General features: G+C 74.1%; 18 protein-coding genes and 1 pseudogene. 8 read left to right on the forward strand and 11 right to left on the reverse strand.

The genetic code is table 11. From position 1 onward, the window contains the following. Positions 1-288: 288 nt before the first annotated feature. The 3 genes from leuA to RM780_RS10810 all read left to right on the forward strand — a co-directional run bounded on the left by leuA (position 289) and on the right by RM780_RS10810 (position 3,568). Positions 289-2,055 carry a 2-isopropylmalate synthase gene (gene leuA / locus RM780_RS10800; RefSeq protein WP_311630400.1) on the forward strand — a complete coding sequence of 589 codons (1,767 nt, stop codon included), beginning with the start codon at positions 289-291 and terminating at the stop codon, positions 2,053-2,055. Between the two features lie 113 nt (positions 2,056-2,168). Continuing rightward, complete coding sequence (locus tag RM780_RS10805; protein ID WP_311630401.1) at positions 2,169-2,819, forward strand: sensor domain-containing protein; 651 nt, start codon at positions 2,169-2,171, stop codon at positions 2,817-2,819. Positions 2,820-2,929: 110 nt separating this feature from the next. Further along, positions 2,930-3,568: a TerB family tellurite resistance protein gene (locus tag RM780_RS10810; protein ID WP_311630402.1), complete on the forward strand. Its 639-nt coding sequence runs from the start codon at positions 2,930-2,932 to the stop codon at positions 3,566-3,568. Between the two features lie 31 nt (positions 3,569-3,599). On the opposite strand, the gene era is transcribed toward RM780_RS10810, so the two are convergent. Further along, a complete protein-coding gene (era, locus tag RM780_RS10815) occupies positions 3,600-4,535 on the reverse strand; it encodes a GTPase Era (RefSeq protein ID WP_311630403.1) in 936 nt (311 codons plus the stop codon). 155 nt (positions 4,536-4,690) lie between these two features. Between era and RM780_RS10820 the strand changes: the two are divergent. Continuing rightward, a pseudogene (locus tag RM780_RS10820) lies at positions 4,691-5,902 on the forward strand (RNA-guided endonuclease InsQ/TnpB family protein). Between the two features lie 13 nt (positions 5,903-5,915). On the opposite strand, the gene RM780_RS10825 reads toward RM780_RS10820, so the two are convergent. The 6 genes from RM780_RS10825 to RM780_RS10850 form a co-directional block, all read right to left on the reverse strand. Further along, entirely contained in the window at positions 5,916-6,275 is a 360-nt protein-coding gene (locus RM780_RS10825) for a cytidine deaminase (RefSeq protein WP_311630404.1), read from the reverse strand. A 35-nt stretch (positions 6,276-6,310) separates the two neighbouring features. Continuing rightward, the gene (locus tag RM780_RS10830; RefSeq protein ID WP_311630405.1) at positions 6,311-7,027 is read right to left on the reverse strand and encodes a hypothetical protein; all 717 of its coding nucleotides are present in this window, start codon (positions 7,025-7,027) and stop codon (positions 6,311-6,313) included. A gap of 126 nt (positions 7,028-7,153) precedes the next feature. Beyond that, entirely contained in the window at positions 7,154-8,452 is a 1,299-nt protein-coding gene (locus RM780_RS10835; RefSeq protein WP_311630406.1) for a hemolysin family protein, read from the reverse strand. Beyond that, positions 8,449-8,946 carry an rRNA maturation RNase YbeY gene (gene ybeY, locus RM780_RS10840; protein WP_311630408.1) on the reverse strand — a complete coding sequence of 166 codons (498 nt, stop codon included), beginning with the start codon at positions 8,944-8,946 and terminating at the stop codon, positions 8,449-8,451. The genes RM780_RS10835 and ybeY overlap by 4 nt, the downstream gene beginning before the upstream one ends. A gap of 12 nt (positions 8,947-8,958) precedes the next feature. Beyond that, positions 8,959-11,076, reverse strand: a complete 2,118-nt coding sequence (locus RM780_RS10845; RefSeq protein ID WP_394812934.1) for a PhoH family protein — start codon at positions 11,074-11,076, stop codon at positions 8,959-8,961. A 192-nt stretch (positions 11,077-11,268) separates the two neighbouring features. After that, complete coding sequence (locus tag RM780_RS10850; protein WP_394812936.1) at positions 11,269-12,444, reverse strand: PfkB family carbohydrate kinase; 1,176 nt, start codon at positions 12,442-12,444, stop codon at positions 11,269-11,271. Between the two features lie 57 nt (positions 12,445-12,501). Between RM780_RS10850 and RM780_RS10855 the strand changes: the two genes are divergently transcribed. Both RM780_RS10855 and RM780_RS10860 read left to right on the forward strand, forming a co-directional pair. Further along, a complete protein-coding gene (locus tag RM780_RS10855; RefSeq protein WP_311630410.1) occupies positions 12,502-13,827 on the forward strand; it encodes a family 4 glycosyl hydrolase in 1,326 nt (441 codons plus the stop codon). Positions 13,828-13,970: 143 nt separating this feature from the next. Then, entirely contained in the window at positions 13,971-14,264 is a 294-nt protein-coding gene (locus RM780_RS10860; RefSeq protein ID WP_311630411.1) for a hypothetical protein, read from the forward strand. 67 nt (positions 14,265-14,331) lie between these two features. Here RM780_RS10860 and RM780_RS10865 read toward each other — a convergent pair whose 3' ends face one another. The 3 genes from RM780_RS10865 to RM780_RS10875 form a co-directional block, all read right to left on the reverse strand. Beyond that, a complete protein-coding gene (locus RM780_RS10865; RefSeq protein ID WP_311630412.1) occupies positions 14,332-15,339 on the reverse strand; it encodes an NADPH:quinone reductase in 1,008 nt (335 codons plus the stop codon). Positions 15,340-15,431: 92 nt separating this feature from the next. Then, positions 15,432-16,349: a ribonuclease Z gene (locus RM780_RS10870; protein WP_311630413.1), complete on the reverse strand. Its 918-nt coding sequence runs from the start codon at positions 16,347-16,349 to the stop codon at positions 15,432-15,434. 16 nt (positions 16,350-16,365) lie between these two features. Next, entirely contained in the window at positions 16,366-16,725 is a 360-nt protein-coding gene (locus RM780_RS10875; protein ID WP_311630414.1) for a histidine triad nucleotide-binding protein, read from the reverse strand. A gap of 190 nt (positions 16,726-16,915) precedes the next feature. Here RM780_RS10875 and RM780_RS10880 point away from each other — a divergent pair, with 190 nt between their 5' ends. Both RM780_RS10880 and RM780_RS10885 read left to right on the forward strand, forming a co-directional pair. Beyond that, on the forward strand, positions 16,916-18,457 hold the full coding sequence (locus RM780_RS10880) for a sodium-dependent transporter (protein WP_311630415.1): 1,542 nt from the start codon (positions 16,916-16,918) through the stop codon (positions 18,455-18,457). After that, the gene (locus RM780_RS10885; RefSeq protein WP_311630416.1) at positions 18,457-18,573 is read left to right on the forward strand and encodes a methionine/alanine import family NSS transporter small subunit; all 117 of its coding nucleotides are present in this window, start codon (positions 18,457-18,459) and stop codon (positions 18,571-18,573) included. The genes RM780_RS10880 and RM780_RS10885 overlap by 1 nt, the downstream gene beginning before the upstream one ends. Positions 18,574-18,649: 76 nt before the next feature. On the opposite strand, the gene RM780_RS10890 is transcribed toward RM780_RS10885, so the two are convergent. Beyond that, positions 18,650-19,399: a 16S rRNA (uracil(1498)-N(3))-methyltransferase gene (locus RM780_RS10890; protein ID WP_311630417.1), complete on the reverse strand. Its 750-nt coding sequence runs from the start codon at positions 19,397-19,399 to the stop codon at positions 18,650-18,652. Positions 19,400-19,430 lie beyond the last annotated feature (31 nt).

Consider the following 19,430-nt stretch of genomic DNA (forward strand, 5'->3'; position numbering starts at 1 on the left):
GGCGAGCCGGGCGCAGGGCGCGGGCGGGTGCGGGCGGGCGCGCGTCCGTCGTGCGCGAGGGGCGCGCGAAGTGTGGCGTATGTCTCGGATGCTGATACGCGGGAGGCGTCGGGCACGGGCGGGGTTAGGCTGGCAGGCGATGCGTTCCTGGAAGCTCCTTCTCCTTAGCCGCCGCGGCGAGGGTCTGTAGTCACTACGGCCGACCCCCTCCCCGCGGAGTTCGGCGCTGCCGTCGGCCCCTCTCGTCCGACAGACCGCAGGCATCAGGAAAAGGAAGCCCTTCCCCCTATGAGCAGCACGAGCAGCAGGCCCACCCCGCTGACCGCCGCCACCGTGACGCAGCGCCCCTCGGGCATGCCGGTCCACCGGTACCGCCCCTTCGAGGCCGTCGACCTGCCGGACCGCACCTGGCCCTCGCGGCGGATCACCGCCGCCCCGCGCTGGCTGTCCACCGACCTGCGCGACGGCAACCAGGCGCTGATCGACCCCATGTCCCCCGCCCGCAAGCGGGCCATGTTCGACCTGCTCGTCCGCATGGGCTACAAGGAGATCGAGGTCGGCTTCCCCGCCTCCGGCCAGACCGACTTCGACTTCGTGCGCTCCATCATCGAGGAGGGCGCCGTCCCCGAGGACGTCACCATCTCGGTGCTGACGCAGGCCCGCGAGGAGCTGATCGCCCGGACCGTGGAGTCGCTGGCCGGAGCGCCGCGGGCGACCGTCCACCTCTACAACGCCACCGCCCCCACCTTCCGCCGGGTCGTCTTCCGCGGCAGCCGCGAGGACGTGCGGAGCATCGCCGTGGACGGCACGCGGATGGTGATGGAGTACGCGGAGAAGCTGCTGGACGAGAGCACCGTGTTCGGGTACCAGTACAGCCCCGAGATCTTCACCGACACCGAGCTGGACTTCGCGCTGGAGGTCTGCGAGGCGGTGATGGACGTGTGGCAGCCCGGGCCCGGCCGCGAGATCATCCTCAACCTGCCCGCCACGGTGGAGCGTTCGACGCCCTCCACGCACGCCGACCGCTTCGAGTGGATGTCGCGGCACCTCTCGCGGCGCGAGTTCGTCTGCCTGTCCGCGCACCCGCACAACGACCGGGGAACGGCCGTGGCCGCCGCCGAGCTGGCGCTGATGGCAGGGGCGGACCGGGTCGAGGGCTGCCTGTTCGGCCAGGGCGAGCGCACCGGCAACGTCGACCTGGTGACGCTGGGCATGAACCTCTTCTCCCAGGGCGTGGACCCGCAGATCGACTTCTCCGGGATCGACGAGATCCGCCGGACCTGGGAGTACTGCAACCAGATGGAGATCCCGCCCCGCCACCCGTACGTGGGCGACCTGGTGTACACCTCCTTCTCCGGCTCCCACCAGGACGCCATCAAGAAGGGCTTCGAGGCGATGGACGAGGCCGCCGAGGCGGCCGGGGTGGGTGTGGACGCGCTGGTGTGGGACGTTCCCTACCTGCCGATCGACCCCAAGGACGTGGGCCGCTCCTACGAGGCGGTCATCCGGGTCAACTCGCAGTCCGGCAAGGGCGGCGTGGCCTACGTGCTGAAGAACGACCACAAGCTGGACCTGCCGCGGCGGATGCAGGTGGAGTTCTCCCGGATCATCCAGGGGAAGACGGACGCCGAGGGCGGCGAGGTCACCCCGGCGGAGATCTGGCGGATCTTCAGCGAGGAATACCTGCCCACGCCCGAGGCGCCCTGGGGCCGGATCGCGCTGCGCAGCGCGCAGACCTCCACCACCAGCGGCGGGCAGGACGCGCTGACCGTCGAGGCCGTGGTGGACGGGGCCGACACGGTCCTGTCGGGCACGGGCAACGGCCCGCTGGCGGCGTTCTTCGACGCGCTGGGCCGCACCGGGGTGGTCGCCGAGGAGGTGCGGCTCCTGGACTACGTGGAGCACACGATGAGCGCGGGGGCGGGCGCGCAGGCCGCCGCGTACATCGAGTGCGCGGTGGGCGACCGCGTCCTGTGGGGCGTGGGGATCGACGCGAACATCGTCCGCGCCTCGCTGAAGGCCGTCGTCTCGGCCGTGAACCGCGCCCTGCGCTGAGCGAGCCTGCCGCTTTGCGGCCGTCCCCCGGGCCCGGGGTGGGGCTGGCCCCACCCCGGGCCCGGTGGCTGGGCGGCTGTCCCGCCGAAGGCGCCGGCGGCAGGCTGACGGGCATGGCGGATGTGGAGATCGGGGCCGCCGGGCGGCCCGGGTGGCTGAGGCGTTTCGGGCGGGAACTGGCGTACGTGCTGGGCGGGTTGCCGGTCGCGGTGGCGGCGTTCACGGTGGCGGTGACGGGCCTGTCGTTCGGGCTCTCGACGCTGGTGGTGTGGGTGGGGCTCCCGGCGCTGGCCGGGACGCTGATGGGGGCGCGGGCGTTCGCGGGGATGGAGCTGCGGCGGCTGGAGCGGCTGGCCGGGCATCGGCCGCGGGCGGCGGTGCGGGCCGGCGGGGACGGGCTGCGGGCGCTGCGGGACGGGTGGGCCTGGCGGGCGCTGGCGCACATGGTGGTGGCCTTCCCGCTGCGGGTGGCGGCGTTCTGCGTCGCGCTGACCTGGACGGTGGGCGGGCTGGGGTCCCTGCTCTACGTCACCTGGTCGTGGTCGCTGCCGCGCGACGAGGGCGGGACGGGCCTGTTCGACCTGATGACCGGAAACCCCTCGGAGGCGGCCGACATCGCGTTCACCACGGCCGCCGGGGCGGTGCTGCTGGCCACGTCCGTGCCGGTGGTGCGCGCGCTGGCAGCGGCGGACGCGGCGCTCACCCGGGGGCTGGTCTCCGGGGGGCCGCGGGAATCACGGCCTCCGGGTTTTGTCCAGACCTGACGCAGTAGGTGCGTTACTTCCGTACGCACTACTGACGCGGACCCCTCAATGTGGTTAACATCACGCCCACAGCAGATGGCACGGGGGCCGGCGGCTAACGGAGGTACGGCGTGGTGCGCTCCTGGGTGACCCGGTTCGCTGGGGTCCGGACGGCCTGGCGGGTGATCGGGGACGGAGACTTCTTCTGCGCCGCGTGCGGCGGGGACCGCTGCTACCAGCGGCTCGCCGGGCGGCGCAGGCTCACGGTCCTGGGCGTGCCCGTCGCCAGGCGCGGCGACGCGGAGCCGGTGGTGGAGTGCTCCTCCTGCCACGGCAGGTTCCTCGCCACGGCCCTCGACGTGCCCACGACGACGCAGCTCGCGGGGCTGCTGCGGGACGCCGTGCACACCATCGCCCTGGCCGTGCTCGGCACGGACGGGCAGGCGGTCGCGGCGCGCAAGGCGGCCGTTGCCTCGATCCGGGCGGCGGGCTTCCCGGACTGTACGCACGAGCGGCTGCTGACGCTCCAGGCGGCGCTGGCCGCCGACACGCTGCCGCTCTGGGAGAGCCTGACCGCCCTCGCGCCCCATCTGGAGGCCCCCGGCCGCGAGGCCCTGGTCCTCCACGGCGCGGGCATCGCCCTGGCGGACGGGCCCTACTCTCCCACCGAACGCACCATCCTCACCCTGATCGGCGAGGCCCTGCGCCTGCTGCCCTCCGAGACCGAACGCCTCCTCTCCGCGGCGGCGACGGACGCGTCCCGGCCGTAGCGCGCGGGCGACGGCCGCCGCGGGCCGCGGCTCAGAAGCCGAGGCGGCGGAGCTGCTTGGGGTCGCGCTGCCAGTCCTTGGCGACCTTCACGTGGAGGTCGAGGAAGACGGGCGTGCCGAGCAGGGCCTCGATCTGGCGGCGGGCCGTGGTGCCGACCGCCTTCAGGCGCTGGCCCTTGGGGCCGATGACGATGCCCTTCTGGCTGGTGCGCTCGATGTAGAGGTTGGCGTGGATGTCCAGCAGCGGCCGGTCCTCGGGGCGGTCGGGGCGGGGCAGCATCTCCTCGACCACCACGGCGATGGAGTGCGGGAGTTCGTCGCGGACGCCCTCCAGCGCGGCCTCGCGGATCAGCTCCGCGATCATGACCTGCTCGGGCTCGTCGGTCAGGTCGCCCTCGGGGTAGAGCGGCGGGCCCTCCGGCATCAGCGGCACCAGCAGGTCGGCCAGGAGCCCGACCTGTGCGCCGGAGACGGCCGAGACGGGGACGATCTCCTGCCACTCCAGGCCGTTCTCCTTGCCCAGCCGGTCCACGGCGATGAGCTGCTCGGCCAGGGCCTCGCCGTCCACGAGGTCGGTCTTGGTGACGACGGCGACCTTCGGGGTGCGGGTGATCTTCGCCAGCTCGCGGGCGATGAAGCGGTCCCCGGGGCCGGTCTTCTCGTTCGCCGGGAGGCAGAAGCCGATGACGTCGACCTCGGCCCAGGTCGCACGCACCACGTCGTTCAGCCGCTGCCCCAGCAGGGTGCGGGGGCGGTGCAGCCCGGGGGTGTCGACGAGGATCAGCTGCGCGTCGGGGCGGTGGACGATGCCGCGCACGGAGTGCCGGGTGGTCTGGGGGCGGTTGGAGGTGATCGCGACCTTCGTCCCCACCAGGGCGTTGGTCAGCGTCGACTTCCCCGCGTTGGGGCGGCCGACGAAGCAGGCGAATCCGGAACGGTGGGAAGGGGTGCTGCCGGTGCTGGTCATCGGGACTCTTTCGTGGATACAGCGGCCTTCAGACCGGGGTGGGGGTACCTCCCGCTTGCGGGGGAGGAACGTAGCTCCTGCGGAGCGGGCAGGGAAGGGTGAATCGCCTTTGGCCGGTACCCGCTTCTCACTCGGGTACCAATAGCTTGTGAAGCGTGACGCGGCAGGTCAGGCGGGCTTTCCGGTACCGCTTTCACCCCACGGACGAGCAGGCGGCTTAGCTGTCGCGTACGTTCGGCTGTGTCCGGCTGGTGTACGACAAGGCGCTGGAGGAGCGCACGCGGGCCTGGTACGGCGAGCGGCGCCGCATCTCCTACGTGCAGTCCTCGGCCGCGCTGACGGAGTGGAAGAAGACGGTAGAGCTCGCGTTCCTGGCGGAGGTGTCCTCCGTTCCGCTCCAGCAGGCACTGCGCCACCTTCAGACGGCGTTCGCCAACTTCTTCGCCAAGCGCGCCAAGTACTCCCGGTACAAGAGCCGGAAGAAGTCCAGGGCGTCGGCCGAGTACACCCGCAGCGCCTTCACCTGGCGCGACGGGCCACTGACGCTGGCGAAGATGTCCGCGCCGCTGGACATCCGCTGGTCGCGTCCCTTCCCGGAGGGGGCGGTACCGGCCACGGTGACGGTGTCCCGTGACAGCGCCGGGCGCTGGTTCGTGTCGATGCTGTGCGACGACCGCATCGCTCCGGCCCCGGCCACCACGAAGGCGGTCGGTATCGACGCGGGCGTAACCAGCCTCGTGACCTTGTCGACCGGGGAGAAGATCGTCACCCCGAAGCATGAGCGGCGTGACCGCGCCCGGCTGGCGAAGGCGCAGCGGGCGCTGTCGCGGAAGGCGAAGGGCTCGGCGAACCGGGAGAAGGCCCGCCGCCGCGTTGCCAGGATTTACGCGCGGATCGCCGACCGGCGCCGCGACTTCCTGCACAAACTGACCTCGCGTCTCGTCCGTGAGAATCAAACGGTCGTGATCGAGGACCTCACCGTCCGCGACCTGCTCAAGAACGGCAAGCTCGCGCGCGCCATCTCCGATGCGGCCTGGACGGAACTGCGCTCCATGCTGGAGTACAAGTGCACCTGGTACGGGCGCGAACTCATCGTGACCGACCGCTCCTTCCCCAGCAGCAAGCTGTGCGGGAACTGCGGCACGGCCCGCGAGAAGCTGCCCCTGAACGTCCGCACATGGACGTGCGAGGACTGCGGCACCACGCATGACCGCGACGTGAACGCGGCACGCACCGTCAAGGCGGCCGGGCTGGCCGCCTCGGCCTGCGGAGGCGGTGTAAGACCTCAACGGGAGTCCTCCCGGACGGGGCAGTCGTCGACGAAGCAGGAAACCCAGCGGGCGACCGCTGGAACCCCCCGCATCTAGGCAGGGGAGGGGGTCAAGATCCGCCGATCGTTGCACGGACTTGGCCGTCCGGGCCAGCCAGGAAGACGGGGACGTCCGGGCCGCCGAGTTCGCGGGCGACGTCCAGGTCGGCGGGGCCCAGCTCCGGGCTGTCGGTGACCACGGCGGCGGCCTCCAGGGACTTGGCGCCGCTGGCCACGGCCATGGCCACGGCGGTCTGGAGGGCGCTCAGGGGGAGGGCGCGCAGGGCGACGGTGCCGGCGACGTAGGTGCGGCCGGTCTCGTCGCGGACGGCGGCGCCCTCGGGGACGGCGTTGCGGGCGCGGGCGGAGCGGGCCAGGGTGAGGAGCTTCCGGTCCTCGGGGTCCAGGGCATCGGCGGCGGCGTCAGTCATGGGGCGAGCTTATGCGGCTTTGGCAGCCCGGCCGTTCACAGGTCGGTGGTGCCCGGCTGGTCCGGGCTGGGGGCCGGGGTGCGGCCCTCCGCGACCTGGCGCAGCTTCTCCACGGCGCGCTCGGCGATCTCCGTGACCTCGCCGGTGCTGCCGTCGTCCCGCCCGGCCTGGGCGATGCGGACGGTCTGGGCGCCGACGCGGGCTATGACGAGGTCCGCGACCACGGGCGTGGTGGCGACCTCGCCGTCCAGGCGGCGCTGGAAGCGGACGGCCACGGCCTCCTCCCCGAAGGAGGCGGCCTGCTTCAGCTCCAGCGCGGCGGCGTCGTAGGCCACGGTGACGCCCCGCTCCCCGGCGCCCTCGCGGGTATGGATCGTGGCGCACGCGCCGTCCAGGGCCTCGCGCGCGCTCTCCACGGCGCTCCGGGCGGCGGCGGCGTCGGCGTGCGCGGTGGCGACGGTGGTGACGAACGGCCCGCTGCGGGTGCGCGCGAACCCGGCCCAGGCGGTGCCCTCGTCCCCGCCGTCCTCGGGCGGGGAGCCGAAGAGGCCGGAGCAGTCCGGCTCGGTGGGCTCGGGGACGCCGAACCCGCGCTCGCGGGCGGAGCGTTCGCTGTCGGCGGCCCAGCCCTCGGGGAAGTCCACGGCGTCCAGCAGCGCCTCGCGCAGCTGGGCCTCGCTGAGCGAGTCGGCGGCGGCCGGCTGGCCCGGCACCAGGACCAGGCTCAGCGCGGCGACTCCGGTCACGGCCATCGTCCGCAGAGGAGAATCCATGCTTCCCATCGCGCCACCCCGGCCCGCCCGCGTCCACCGGCGCCCCGCCATTCGGGTGAGCGGCCGGGGCCCCGATCGCCGGGCGCGGGGCGGGTGCGGGGGCGGTCAGTCCGGGGCGTGGACGGGGTCGACGCGGATGCGGTCGATGCGGTTGCGGCGGCCGGCGGGGGACTCGGCGGTGAGGCGGAGGGCCGCCAGGCCGGGCGGCTTGGTCTGGTCGGCCGTGAGGTCGACCGTGGCGCGGGCGCCCGCAATGGGGACGCGGCCCAGGGCCTTGGCGAGCAGGCCGCCGACGGTCTCCACGTCCTCGTCGTCCAGCCGCAGCCCGTACAGCTCGCCCAGCGCCCCCAGGTCCAGGCGCGCGGTGACCCGGTACGCGCCCTCGCCCAGCTCCTCCACGGGCGGCAGCTCGGTGTCGTACTCGTCGGTGATCTCCCCGACGATCTCCTCCAGGATGTCCTCGATCGTGACCAGCCCGGCCGTTCCGCCGTACTCGTCGATGACCACCGCCAGGTGGATGTGGTCGCGCTGCATCTCCCGCAGCAGGTCCCCGGCGTTCTTCGTGTCGGGGACGAACGTCGCCGGCCGCATCACGCTCTCCACCGGCTCGGACTCGGCCTCGCGGCTGACGTGCACCTTCCGCGCCAGGTCCTTGAGGTAGACGATGCCGACGATGTCGTCGTCGCTCTCGCCCGTGGCCGGGATGCGGGAGAAGCCGGAGCGCAGGGCGAGCGTGAGGGCCTGGCGGATGGTCTTGCCCCGGTCGATGGAGATGACGTCGGTGCGCGGCACCATCACCTCGCGGACCAGGGTGTCGCCCAGCTCGAAGACGGAGTGCACCATCCGGCGCTCCTCGTCCTCGATCAGCGCCTCGCGCCCGGCGAGGTCCACCATGGCGCGCAGCTCGGCCTCGGAGGCGAAGGGGCCCTTGCGGAAGCCCTTGCCGGGGGTGAGGGCGTTGCCCAGGATGATCAGGGCCTGGGTGAGCGGGCCCAGGACGCGGGCCAGGGGGACCAGGACGTAGGCGGCGGCGGTCGTGGTGTTCAGCGGGTGCTGGCGGCCGATGGTGCGCGGCGAGACGCCGGCCGCGACGAACGACAGCAGCACCATGACGCCGAACGCCACGGCCAGGGCCTGCCAGACGTCGCCGAACTCCTGGAGGCAGGCGTGCGCCACCAGCACCGCCGCGCCCATCTCGGCGGCCACGCGCAGCAGGAGGGCGAGGTTGAGGTACCGCGTGGGGTCGGCGGCGACGGCGGCCAGCCGCGCGGCGCCCCGGCGGCCGGCCCGCACCGCCTCCTCCGCGCGGTACCCGGTGATGACGGCCAGGCCGGCCTCCGCGCAGGAGGCCAGCCAGGCCAGGGCGAGCAGCGCCAGGACCGCGAGCAGCAGGGTCCCGGTCATGACGTGGTGGGGGCGGGGGACGGGCCGGTGATGCCGCGCTCGTCCCGCCAGCCGTCGACGATGGCCTTCTGCAGGCCGAACATCTCGGCCTTCTCCTGGGGCTCCTCGTGGTCGTACCCGAGGAGGTGGAGCACGCCGTGGACGGTCAGGAGCTGGAGCTCCTCGTCCATGGAGTGCCGGGTGGGGGCCTGCTCGCCCTGCTTGCGGGCCACCTCGGGGCAGAGCACCACGTCCCCGAGGAGGCCCACGGCGGGCTCCTCGTCGTCCTTGGACGGCGGGCGCAGCTCGTCCATGGGGAACGACATCACGTCCGTGGGGCCGGGCAGCTCCATCCACTGGAGGTGGAGCTGCTCCATGGCCGCCTCGTCCACCGCGATCACCGACAGCTCGGAGAGCGGGTGGATCCGCATCCGGGCCAGGGCGTAGCGGGCGACGTCGAGCAGGGAGCGTTCGTCGATCTCCGTGCCGGACTCGTTGTTGACCTCGATCGGCATGATGCGGGGCGGCTACTTTCCGTGCCGGTCGTCGTAGCGGTCGTAGGCGTCCACGATGCGGCCGACGAGCTTGTGGCGGACCACGTCGTGGCTGGTGAGCCGGGCGAAGTGGACGTCGTCCACGTCGGCCAGGATCTCCTGGACCTGCCGCAGGCCGCTCTTGGTGCCGCTGGGCAGGTCGACCTGGGTGACGTCGCCGGTGATGACGATCTTGGACTCGAAGCCGAGGCGGGTGAGGAACATCTTCATCTGCTCGGGGTTCGTGTTCTGCGCCTCGTCGAGGATGATGAAGGCGTCGTTCAGTGTGTTGTGCGTCAGCAGGTAGTCCTCGGTGACATAGAGCGAGTCGGCGGCGGCGACCTGGATGCACACGGCTTCCGCCCGCCCCGCGGGCTCGATGCTGTCGATGAAACGCATCGGGCGTCCGCCGCCCCCCGCCGCCGTGTAGGCATGGAGCTTGCGAGCCAGCCGGAACGGCGCGACGCCTTCGGGCAGCCGGATGTCAAGCGTGTAGGCATCGTGCCGGTGGACGACGCGCCGGCCTCTCGCCGTCCCGGGCGGCCGGCCCTCGGCTGCCCGCCGATGGCTGTAGGCGACGCCGCCCAGTGACCGGACGAGCGCGATCACTCCGTCCCGCAGTGCGGCGGATGTCGTCGTGTACTCGATGCGGCAGGTGCGGCCCGCCTGAGTCACCGGCCCGCCGTCGCTGTCCAGCAGCCCCTGGAGGAGCGCGAGCCGGACCGGCGCCGCGTTGCGCAGATAGTCGTCCGGCACGAACTTGGTGGATGACCTGGTGCCGAGCAGCCCGAGTGCGCGCAGGGCGCCGGTGACCGGGTTCTCCAGCGTGATGACGTCTCCCGGCTCCCGCACGCGGTTCAGCGTGAAGTCCGCCCGGTTCTTCCGGCGGACCTCGACGCCTGGAAGTGCCGACTCCAGCGCGACGGCCAGCTCGGGGTCGTCGGTGCTGAAGGACGGGGTGGTCCGGCCCGTGAGGCAGCCATCGCCGAGGAGCAGGCCCAGGGCGTAAGGGTCCATAGGAACCTCTCGCTCCGGGAGGCTCACGGGCGCGCTCAGCAGGGGCAGCTCGTACCGGCGGGCGTGCGCGGCCCTGAGCCTGCCGATCATCTCCTTGGTCTCAAGGACGCGCCAGGGCTTGTTGCGGCGGCGGTCGGCCGCCGTGCGCACGGTCCACAGGTGGTCGCCGCAGCAGAGGGTCGAAGACCCGTCCTGCGCGGAGAGGCGGTAGATGTCCTTCTGCCCCTGCGGGTACACGCCGAGCACGGGGGTGGGCTCGCCGTTGGACCCGACTACGAGGTCGCCCACCCGGAGTTCGCCGATGGGGCGGAATCCGTCCGGAGTGAGCACCTTGGTGAACACGGGCTGTGCCCTGCCGCGCATGTACGCCAGGGGCGCGACCTCGATCGTGCCCGCGCTGAGGAGGCGGGGGATGGAGTCGGGGTCGAGCATGTCGTGCAGGGCGTCGTAGAGCGGGCGCAGGTAGGGGTCGATCTTCTCGTAGAGCGTGCCGGGCAGGAAGCCGAGGCGCTCGCCGGCCTCCACGGCGGGGCGGGTGAGGATGATCCGGCTGACCTGCTTGGCCTGGAGGGCCTGCACGGCCTTGGCCATGGCCAGGTACGTCTTGCCGGTGCCGGCGGGGCCGATGCCGAAGACGACGGTGTGCTGGTCGATGGCGTCGACGTAGAGCTTCTGGTTGAGCGTCTTGGGGCGGATCGTCTTGCCGCGGTTGGAGAGGATGTTCTGCGTGAGGACCTGGGCGGGGCTGGCGTCCCCGCCGGTGCCGTCCTCGCCGCGGAGCATCGCGATCGAGCGCTCGACCGCGTCCTCGGTGAGCGGCTGGCCGGTGCGCAGGACGATCATCATCTCGTCGAAGAGGCGCTGGACGAGGCGGACTTCGGCCTCGTCGCCCGTGGCCGCGATCTCGTTCCCCCGGACGTGGATGTCGGTGGCGGGGAACGCCGTCTCGATGACGCGCAGCAGCGCGTCCCCGGAGCCCAGGACCGTCACCATGGGGTGCTTCGCCGGGACGGTGAACCGGGCGGTGGCCTGGGGGCCCCTCCCGCTCGCGGGGGAGGCGGTCGCCGCTGGCTGGTGTGTCGGTGTCTGTGTCATGGGCGGCCCGTCGTGGACCTGCTCATCCCTCTCTGTGCTTCCGGGTCGTGCCCGGTGCCTGCCCCGGCGCCGCGCCGGGCGGCCACCGGTCTTCCAGAGTACGCCGAGGGACTGACAGGACCAGTGGGAATAACCGGTGGGAATCACGAGGCGCGACGCTCTCCGGTGCGCGCGGCGCGGGCCCCCCGGGGGTCAGCGTTCGCCGGCCCGGCCCGGCGCCGGGGTGTCGCGGAAGCCGAGGGTGGGGACGGCGCGGCGGCGGGGCCAGGGGGGCGCGTCGCCGGGGAGGAGGGCGTCGAGGAAGGCGTACCGGGCCGCCGCCCGCTCGGCCGCCGCCTCGCCCCCGGCGGCCGGCTCGCGGGTCTGCCGCCACCAGGCCGCGATCTCGGACCAGCCGGGCGCGGAGAGCGAGCCGCCGAACTCCTGCACGGACAGCGCCGCGATCAGTCCCGCGAGCGCGAGCCGGTCGGCCAGCGGCCAGCCCGCCAGCGTTCCGGTGACGAAACCGGCCATGAAGACGTCGCCCGCGCCCGTGGTGTCCAGCGGCTCCACCACGATGCCGGGCACCCGGGCCACCTCCCCGGTGCGGCCGTCCGCCGCGTACGCCCCCTCGGCGCCCATCGTCACCACCGCCAGCGGCACCGCCTCGGCCAGCGCGTGCGCGGCGGCGCGCGCGTCCCGGGCGCGCGTGTAGCGCATCGCCTCGGCGGCGTTGAGCACGAACGCCTCGCAGTGCTCCAGGCCGGGCAGGGCCGCCAGGTCCCAGGCGCCCGACTCGTCCCAGCCGCTGTTCGCGAAGACGCGGCTTCCGGCGCGGGCGGCCGTCGCGATCCACTCCTGCGGGTGCCCCGGCCGCAGTGAGGCCACGCAGGAGCGGGCCACCCCCTGCCCGGCCGGGCAGGGCCCCGGCGCCTCGCGCGGCAGCGGCGCCTCGTGCCCGTGCGAGACCATCGTCCGCTCGCCCTCGTAGGCCATCGAGACGGTGACCGGCGAGTGCCAGCCGCCCACCACCCGCGAGAGCGACAGGTCGACGCCCTCCCCGCGCTCCAGCGTCTCCCAGCAGTACTCGCCGTACTTGTCGTCGCCGAAGGCCGCCGCCAGGGCCGTGCGCAGGCCCAGCCGGGCCAGGGCGGTCGCCATGTTCGCCACCCCGCCGGGGCTGGAGCCCATGCCGCGGGCCCAGGACTCCGTGCCGCGCACGGGGGCCGAGTCCAGGCCGGTGAAGACGATGTCCAGGAAGACGGTGCCGGTCAGGTACACGTCCCAGGGCGGGTCGCCGGGGACGCGGTGGGCGGCCAGCGGGTCGATGTGCCGGCGTCCGTCCGCGTCGCGGGAAGGAGGCGCTTGGGGGTTCACTCGGGGATGCACTGTCGTCACCACGGGGCTCCGTCAGAATGGCGGGATATCTACGGTACGTTCCGCCCCATGAAGCTCACGATCATCGGCGGCGGTGGCTTCCGCGTTCCCCTGGTATACCGCGCCCTGCTGACAACGGACGGCGCGCCGGACCGGGTCGCCCTCCACGACACGGACCCCGGCCGGGCCCGCGCGATCGCTGCCGTGCTGGAGGGCCAGGGCGCGGGCGGCTCCGGCGCGCCGGCGGTCGAGGTGGCCGGGTCGCTGGACGAGGCGCTGCGCGGCGCGGACTTCGTCTTCTGCGCCGTCCGGGTGGGCGGCACCGCCGGGCGGGTGGGCGACGAGCGGACGCCGCTTGCCGAGGGCGTTCTGGGCCAGGAAACGCTGGGGGCGGGCGGCGTCCTCTACGGCCTGCGCACCGTGCCCGTGGCGCTGCGGATCGCCCGCCGGGTGCGGGAGCTGGCGCCCGAGGCGTGGCTGATCAACTTCACCAACCCGGCCGGGCTCGTCACCGAGGCGATGTCCGCCGAGCTGGGCCACCGGGTGATCGGGATCTGCGACTCGCCGCTGGGGCTGGTGCGCCGGGCGGCCCGCGCCGCGGGGGTCGACCCGCGGGAGGCCGGCTTCGACTACCTGGGCCTCAACCACCTGGGCTGGCTGCGGACCCTCACCCACCGGGGCCGCGACCTGCTGCCGGGGCTGCTGGCCGACGAGGCCGCGCTGGGGTCGTTCGAGGAGGGCCGCCTGTTCGGGCCCCGGCTGCTGCGCGCGCTGGGCTCGCTGCCCAACGAGTACCTGCACGCGTACTACTTCCGCCGCGAGGCGGTGGCGGCGGCGCGCGCGGCCGGGGAGACGCGGGGGGAGTTCCTGCACCGGCAGCAGGGGGCGTTCTTCGCGGCGGCGGAGCGGGCCGCGCCCGCCGAGGCGGCGGCGCTGTGGGAGCGCGCCCGCCGGGAGCGGGAGGAGACCTACGGGGCGGAGGCCCGCGCGGCCTCGGGCGCCGGGCCGCGCGACGAGGAGGATCTGGCGGGCGGCGGCTACGAGCGCGTGGCGGTGGCCGTGATGCGGGCCCTGGCGGCGGACGAACGCACGCGGCTGATCCTGAACGTCCGCAACGCCGGGTGCGTGGCCGCGCTGCCCGACGACGCCGTCGTGGAGACGGTCTGCGAGGTGGGGCGGCAGGGCGCGCACCCGGTGCCGTGCCTGACGCCGGGAACGGCCGAGCTGGGGTTGATGCTTCAGGTCAAGGCCGCCGAACGCGCCACCCTGGAGGCGGCCCTGACCGGCTCGCGGGAGGCGGCCCTGCGCGCGCTGGCGCTGCACCCGCTCGTCGACTCCGCCTCCGCCGCCGCCCGCGTCCTGGACGCCGCCGGGCCCTGGCCGGGACTGGCCTGAACCCACGGGGCCCCCTTGGCTCCCGCGCTCACTGTCTGACACCCTTCTCACACGGACGGTAGACGCCGTGACCGCAGCGCGACCCGGGACCGCTCACGAAGGCCCGGACAGCCCCCAACCCTCATCGCCAGGGAGCGAGCCGCATGGACCCGATCACCGCCCTGACGGCGGAAGTCAGAGACGACGAGGAGACGGCGCCGGACGGGTGCATATCCGTTCAGGAGGCGGCCACGCGGCTGGGCGCGCTGGCCGCCCGGGTGGGCTCCGAGCGCCGCCGCGTGGCCCTCACCGACCGGGACGCGGTCCTCGCGCTGGTCATCAGCGTCGAGGACTGGGAAAACCTCAGAGACGCCCTCGCCGTCGCCCGCACCGAGCTGGACCGCCTCACCGCCCTCGGCACGTCCCCCGCCCGCGTCGGCGCACGCGGCGGGCTGTAGGCCCCCGCCTCGGCGGCGCCCCGCCGCCCGCACGAACCGCCGGGCGGGGTGCCGCGTGGCCGAAGCCTCAGGCTCCGGCCGCCGCCCCCAGGCCCGGGTAGCCCGGCAGCAGGACCAGGCGGTGGCCGCCCCGGACGCGGCCGTTCTCGACGCGGGCGTGGGCCTCGGGCGCGGCCTCCAGGGGGAGGCGTTCGACGGCGCGGGCGCGCAGGGCCCCCTCGGCCAGCAGGGCGTTGACCGCCTCGGCCGCCCCGGCCAGCTCGGCCGTCGTCGCGCGGGAGATGACGAAGCCGAGGATCGAGCCGTCGCGCTGGTAGAGCTGCCCGGCCGGCAGCTCAGGCCGCGCGGCGGTCCCGGCCAGCAGCACGATCCGTCCGCGCCAGGCGAGCAGGTCGACGACCTCCGCCAGCCGCTGGCGGCCCGAGGTGTCCACGTGCACGTCGATCCCGTCGGGGCACAGCGCGCGCAGCCGCGCACCGGCCGGCCGCCGGTAGTCCAGCACCTCGTGCGCGCCCAGCGAGCGGACGTACTCCTCGTCCCGGGGGTGCGCGGTCGCGATCACGCGCGCCCCGGCCCGCGCGGCCTGGAGGACCAGCGCGGAGCCGACGTTCCCCGCCGCCCCGGCCACCAGCACCGTCTCGCCCGCCAGCAGCCCGGCGTGCCGGAACAGCGCGAGCCAGGCCGTGGCCGCCGGGTGCAGCACCGCCGCCGCCTCGACCGGGTCCGCGCCCGGCGGCAGCCGGTAGAGCCGGTCGGAGGGAACGGCCGCGCGCTCGGCCGCCGCGCCCTGCCGCCCGCCGTGGCCCAGGCTGTTGCACCACACCCGCTCCCCCGGCGCGAAGCCCTCCGCGCCGGGCCCGGCCGCCAGCACCGTGCCGGTCAGGTCGCGCCCGACGGCGAAGGGGAACGTCACGGGCGTGCGGAACGCCCCGGCGCGCACCAGGGTGTCGACGGGGTTGACGGCCGAGGCCGCCACCTCGACCAGCACCTCCCCCGGCCCCGGCTCGGGGTCGGGCAGGGTCCCGCAGCGGATCTCCTCGGGCGGCCCGAGGCGTTCGATGTACGCGGCTCGCATGATCGGGATTCTCGCACCGCGCCCGGCGCGCCCCCGCCCCGGGCGTTCCCCCGGGCGAACGCCGAAAGTCCGCCCGGTCCGCGCGGCGCCGGTCAGTCCGCGCGGCGGCGCGGCACGGGAACGCGCGTCAGGTCCTCGGCCAGCGTCAACTCGCCCGTGAAGCCCGCCTCCCGCGCCTCGCGGCCGTACTCGGCCGGGTCCGGGTAGCGCTGCGAGAAGTGCGTCAGCACCAGGTGCCGCACGCCCGACGCGGCGGCCACCTCCGCCGCCTGCCGGGCCGTCAGGTGCCCGAACTCCTCCGCCAGCGCCGCGTCCCGCTCCAGGAAGGTGGACTCGATGACCAGCAGGTCGCAGCCCTCGGCCAGGGAGTAGACGCCGTCGCACAGCCGGGTGTCCATGACGAACGCGAAGCGCTGCCCCGGGCGTTCGACGCTCACCTCCTCCACGCGGACGCCGCGCAGCTCGCCCTCGCGCAGCAGCCGGCCCACGTCCGGGCCGGCGATCCCGCGCGCGGCCAGCCGCTCGGGCAGCATCCGGCGCCCGGCGGGCTCGGCCAGCCGGTACCCGAAGGAGTCCACGGGGTGCGAGAGGCGGTGCGCGGTGAGGGAGAACGCGCCGGGCGGCGGGCCCGGCACCGGCCCGTCGGCGGCGACCGGCCGGGGGTCGAGCCGGGCGGCGTCCCGGTAGGCGGTCGCGTAGCGCAGCCGCTCGAAGAACTCCTGCCCCGAGGCCGGGTAGTGGACGGCCACGGCGTGCGGCACCCGGTCCAGGCTGACGCGCTGGATGACGCCGGGCAGGCCCAGACAGTGGTCGCCGTGGAAGTGGGTGACGCAGATCCGGGTCAGGGAGTGGGCGCTGACCCCGGCGCGCAGCATCTGCCGCTGGGTGCCCTCGCCGGGGTCGAACATCAGGGTCTCGGCGTCCCAGCGCAGGACGTAGCCGTTGTGATTCCGGTCGCGGGTGGGCACCTGGCTGGCCGTGCCCAGGACGATCAGCTCGCGCGCGGACACCCGCGGGCCGGGGCCCTCAGCCGGGCGGCCAGGCGAGGCCCCGGCCGCCGAGGACGTGGGCGTGGGCGTGGAAGACGGTCTGGCCCGCGCCCGAGCCGGTGTTGAACACCACCCGGTAGCCGGTGCCGTCCAGCCTCTCTTCCAGGGCGACCTCACCGGCCTCGCGCAGCACGTCGGCGGCGACGGCCGGCTCGGCGGCGGCCAGGGCGGCGGCGTCGGGGTAGTGGACGCGGGGGATGACCAGCACGTGGCTGGGGGCCTGCGGGTTGATGTCCCGGAAGGCGACGGTCGTTTCCGTCTCCCGGACGATCGTCGCCGGGACATCTCCGGACACGATCTTGCAGAACAGGCAGTCGGGCTGCGGTTCTCCCGCCATCGGTGGCCGGCCTCCTCGTCGCGCGGGCGTACGGGCCGGATGCTATCGCCTCACGCGGCCCGTGCCGCACCCGGTGCCAGAGCGGGTGGGGGCTGGTAACCTGCGGCGCGCCCGTATGCGGGAGCAATCTACGCCCGTATACCGCGTCGCTCGCCAACCCCTCCGCACACAGCTCAAGGACGTTCCGCCTATGACGACAGAGCCGAAGAGAGAACAGTGGGGAAGCCGGACCGGGTTCATCATGGCCGCCGTCGGATCGGCCATCGGCCTGGGCAACATCTGGCGTTTCCCGGCCGTCACCTATGAGAACGGCGGCGGGGCGTTCATCCTGCCGTACCTCGCCGCGCTGCTGACGGCCGGTATCCCGCTGCTGATCCTCGAATACACCATCGGCCGCAAGTACCGCTCCTCGCCGCCCGGCGCCACCCGGCTGCTGCGGCGGCCCGCCGAGGCCATCGGCTGGTGGACGGTGGCCATCTGCTTCGTGATCGCGGCCTACTACGCGGCCATCCTGGCCTGGGCCGTCCGGTACATCGGCTTCTCCTTCGACCAGTCCTGGGGGGAGGACCCGGAGGCGTTCCTGCTGAACGACTTCCTCCAGGTCTCGGCCGACCCGGGCGACGTGAGCACCTTCGTGCCCGGCGTGGCCTGGCCGCTGATCGGGGTCTGGATCGCGGCCCTGGTGGTCCTCTACCTGGGCGTGCGGCGGGGCATCGAGAAGGCGAACATCATCTTCATCCCGCTGCTGCTGGTGCTCTTCCTGGTGCTGGTGGTCCGGGCCGTCACCCTGGACGGGGCCGACCTCGGCCTGGACGCGCTGTTTAGTCCGGACTGGGACGCCCTGAGCGAGGGCAGCGTGTGGGTCGCCGCCTACGGGCAGATCTTCTTCTCGCTGTCCGTCGGCTTCGGCATCATGATCACCTACGCCTCCTACCTGCGCCGGAAGTCGGACCTGACCGGCTCCGCGCTGGTGGCCGGCTTCGCCAACAGCTCCTTCGAGATCCTGGCGGGCGTCGCGGTCTTCGCCACCCTCGGATTCATGGCCACCAGCGCCGGGGTGCCGGTGGCCGAGGTGGCCTCCAGCGGCGTGGGGCTGGCGTTCATGGCCTTCCCGCAGATCATCTCCGAGATGCCCATGGGCGGCCTGTTCGGGGTGCTGTTCTTCTCCTCGCTGGTCTTCGCGGGGTTCACCTCGCTGATCAGCATCGTGCAGGTCGTCATCGCGGCCGTCGAGGACCGCCTCGGGCTCGCCCGCCGCAAGGCCGTCCTGCTCGTGGGCGGGGCCCTGGCGACGGTGTCCCTGACGCTGTTCTCCAACGGCAGCGGCCTGCACTTCCTGGACGTCTCCGACCACTTCATCAACCAGTACGGCATCGTGCTGGCCGCCCTGGCGCTGGTCGTCACCGTCGCCTGGGTCACCCGGCAGCTTGGCCCGCTCCAGAGGAACGCCGACGCGACCTCGGCCGTCCGGCTCGGCCGGTGGTGGCGGGTGTGCCTGGCCGTGGTCACGCCGCTGATGCTGGTCTGGATGACGGTCAGCGGCTTCCGGGACGAGCTGGAGGAGAACTACGGCGGGTACGAGACGTCGTTCCTGCTGTGGGCGGGCTGGGGCGTGGCCGGGGCCGCGCTGCTCGCGGGGATCCTGCTCTCGCTGGTCCGCTGGCGCCGCACGCCCACCGCCGTACCGGCAGAGGAGCCGGTGTCCCCGGCCGAGCCCGAGAGGAGCCGCTGATGTCCGCAAGCGCCGTCGCGATGATGATCGTGGCCATGACCGTGGTCTGGGGCGGGCTGATCACCGCCGTGTTCCTGCTGCGCCGCCACCCCGAGGAGCGGGAGGACACGGCCTGACCGCTGCCACCTCTCGCGGAACGCCCCCGACGGCGCGCGCCGTCGGGGGCGTCCGCTGCCCGGGGCGTTCGGCGGCTCAGGACCAGCGGCCCGTGCGGCCCAGCAGGAGGGCCGCGGCGGCCGTGCCGGCGGTGGAGGTGCGCAGGACGGTGGGGCCCAGGCGGCAGGGGCGGGCGCCGGCCTCCGCGAAGGCGGCCAGCTCCTGGTCGGTGACGCCGCCCTCGGGGCCGACGATCAGCACGATCCGGCCGCCTGTCGGCAGCGGGGCGGTGGCCAGGGGCTCGGTCGCGGACTCGTGCAGCACGGCGGCGAACGCGGCTCCCGCGACGACGCCCCGCGCCGCCTCCCGGGTGCCGACTGGCTCGGCCACCTCGCAGAACCGCGCGCGCCGGGCCTGCTTCCCCGCCTCGCGCGCCGCCGCCCGCCACTTGGCCAGGGCCCGCTCGCCGCGCTCGCCCTTCCACTGGGTGACGCAGCGGGCCGCGGCCCACGGCACGATCGCGTCCACGCCGGTCTCGGACATGGTCTCCACGGCCAGCTCGCCGCGGTCCCCCTTGGGCAGGGCCTGGACGACGGTCAGCCAGGGGTCGGGCGCGGGCTCGGCGACGGCCTCCTCCACCGCGACGTCCAGGCTGTCCTTCCCCGTGACGGCCGCGACGGTGCCGCGCGCGGCGGTGCCGGCGCCGTCGGTCAGGACGATCTCCTCGCCGGGGCGCAGGCGGCGCACGGTGACGGCGTGCCGCCCCTCGGGGCCGTCCAGGCGCAGCAGGGCGCCGGGGCCGGCGCCGGAGAGGGCGCCGGAGAGGAAGACGGGTGCGGTGCTCACCTCGGGAAGATCCTCGCTGAACCGGCGGCGG

This window comes from Streptomyces boetiae (assembly GCF_031845405.1).
In the GTDB taxonomy this organism is placed as follows: Bacteria; Actinomycetota; Actinomycetes; order Streptomycetales; family Streptomycetaceae; genus Streptomyces; species Streptomyces boetiae.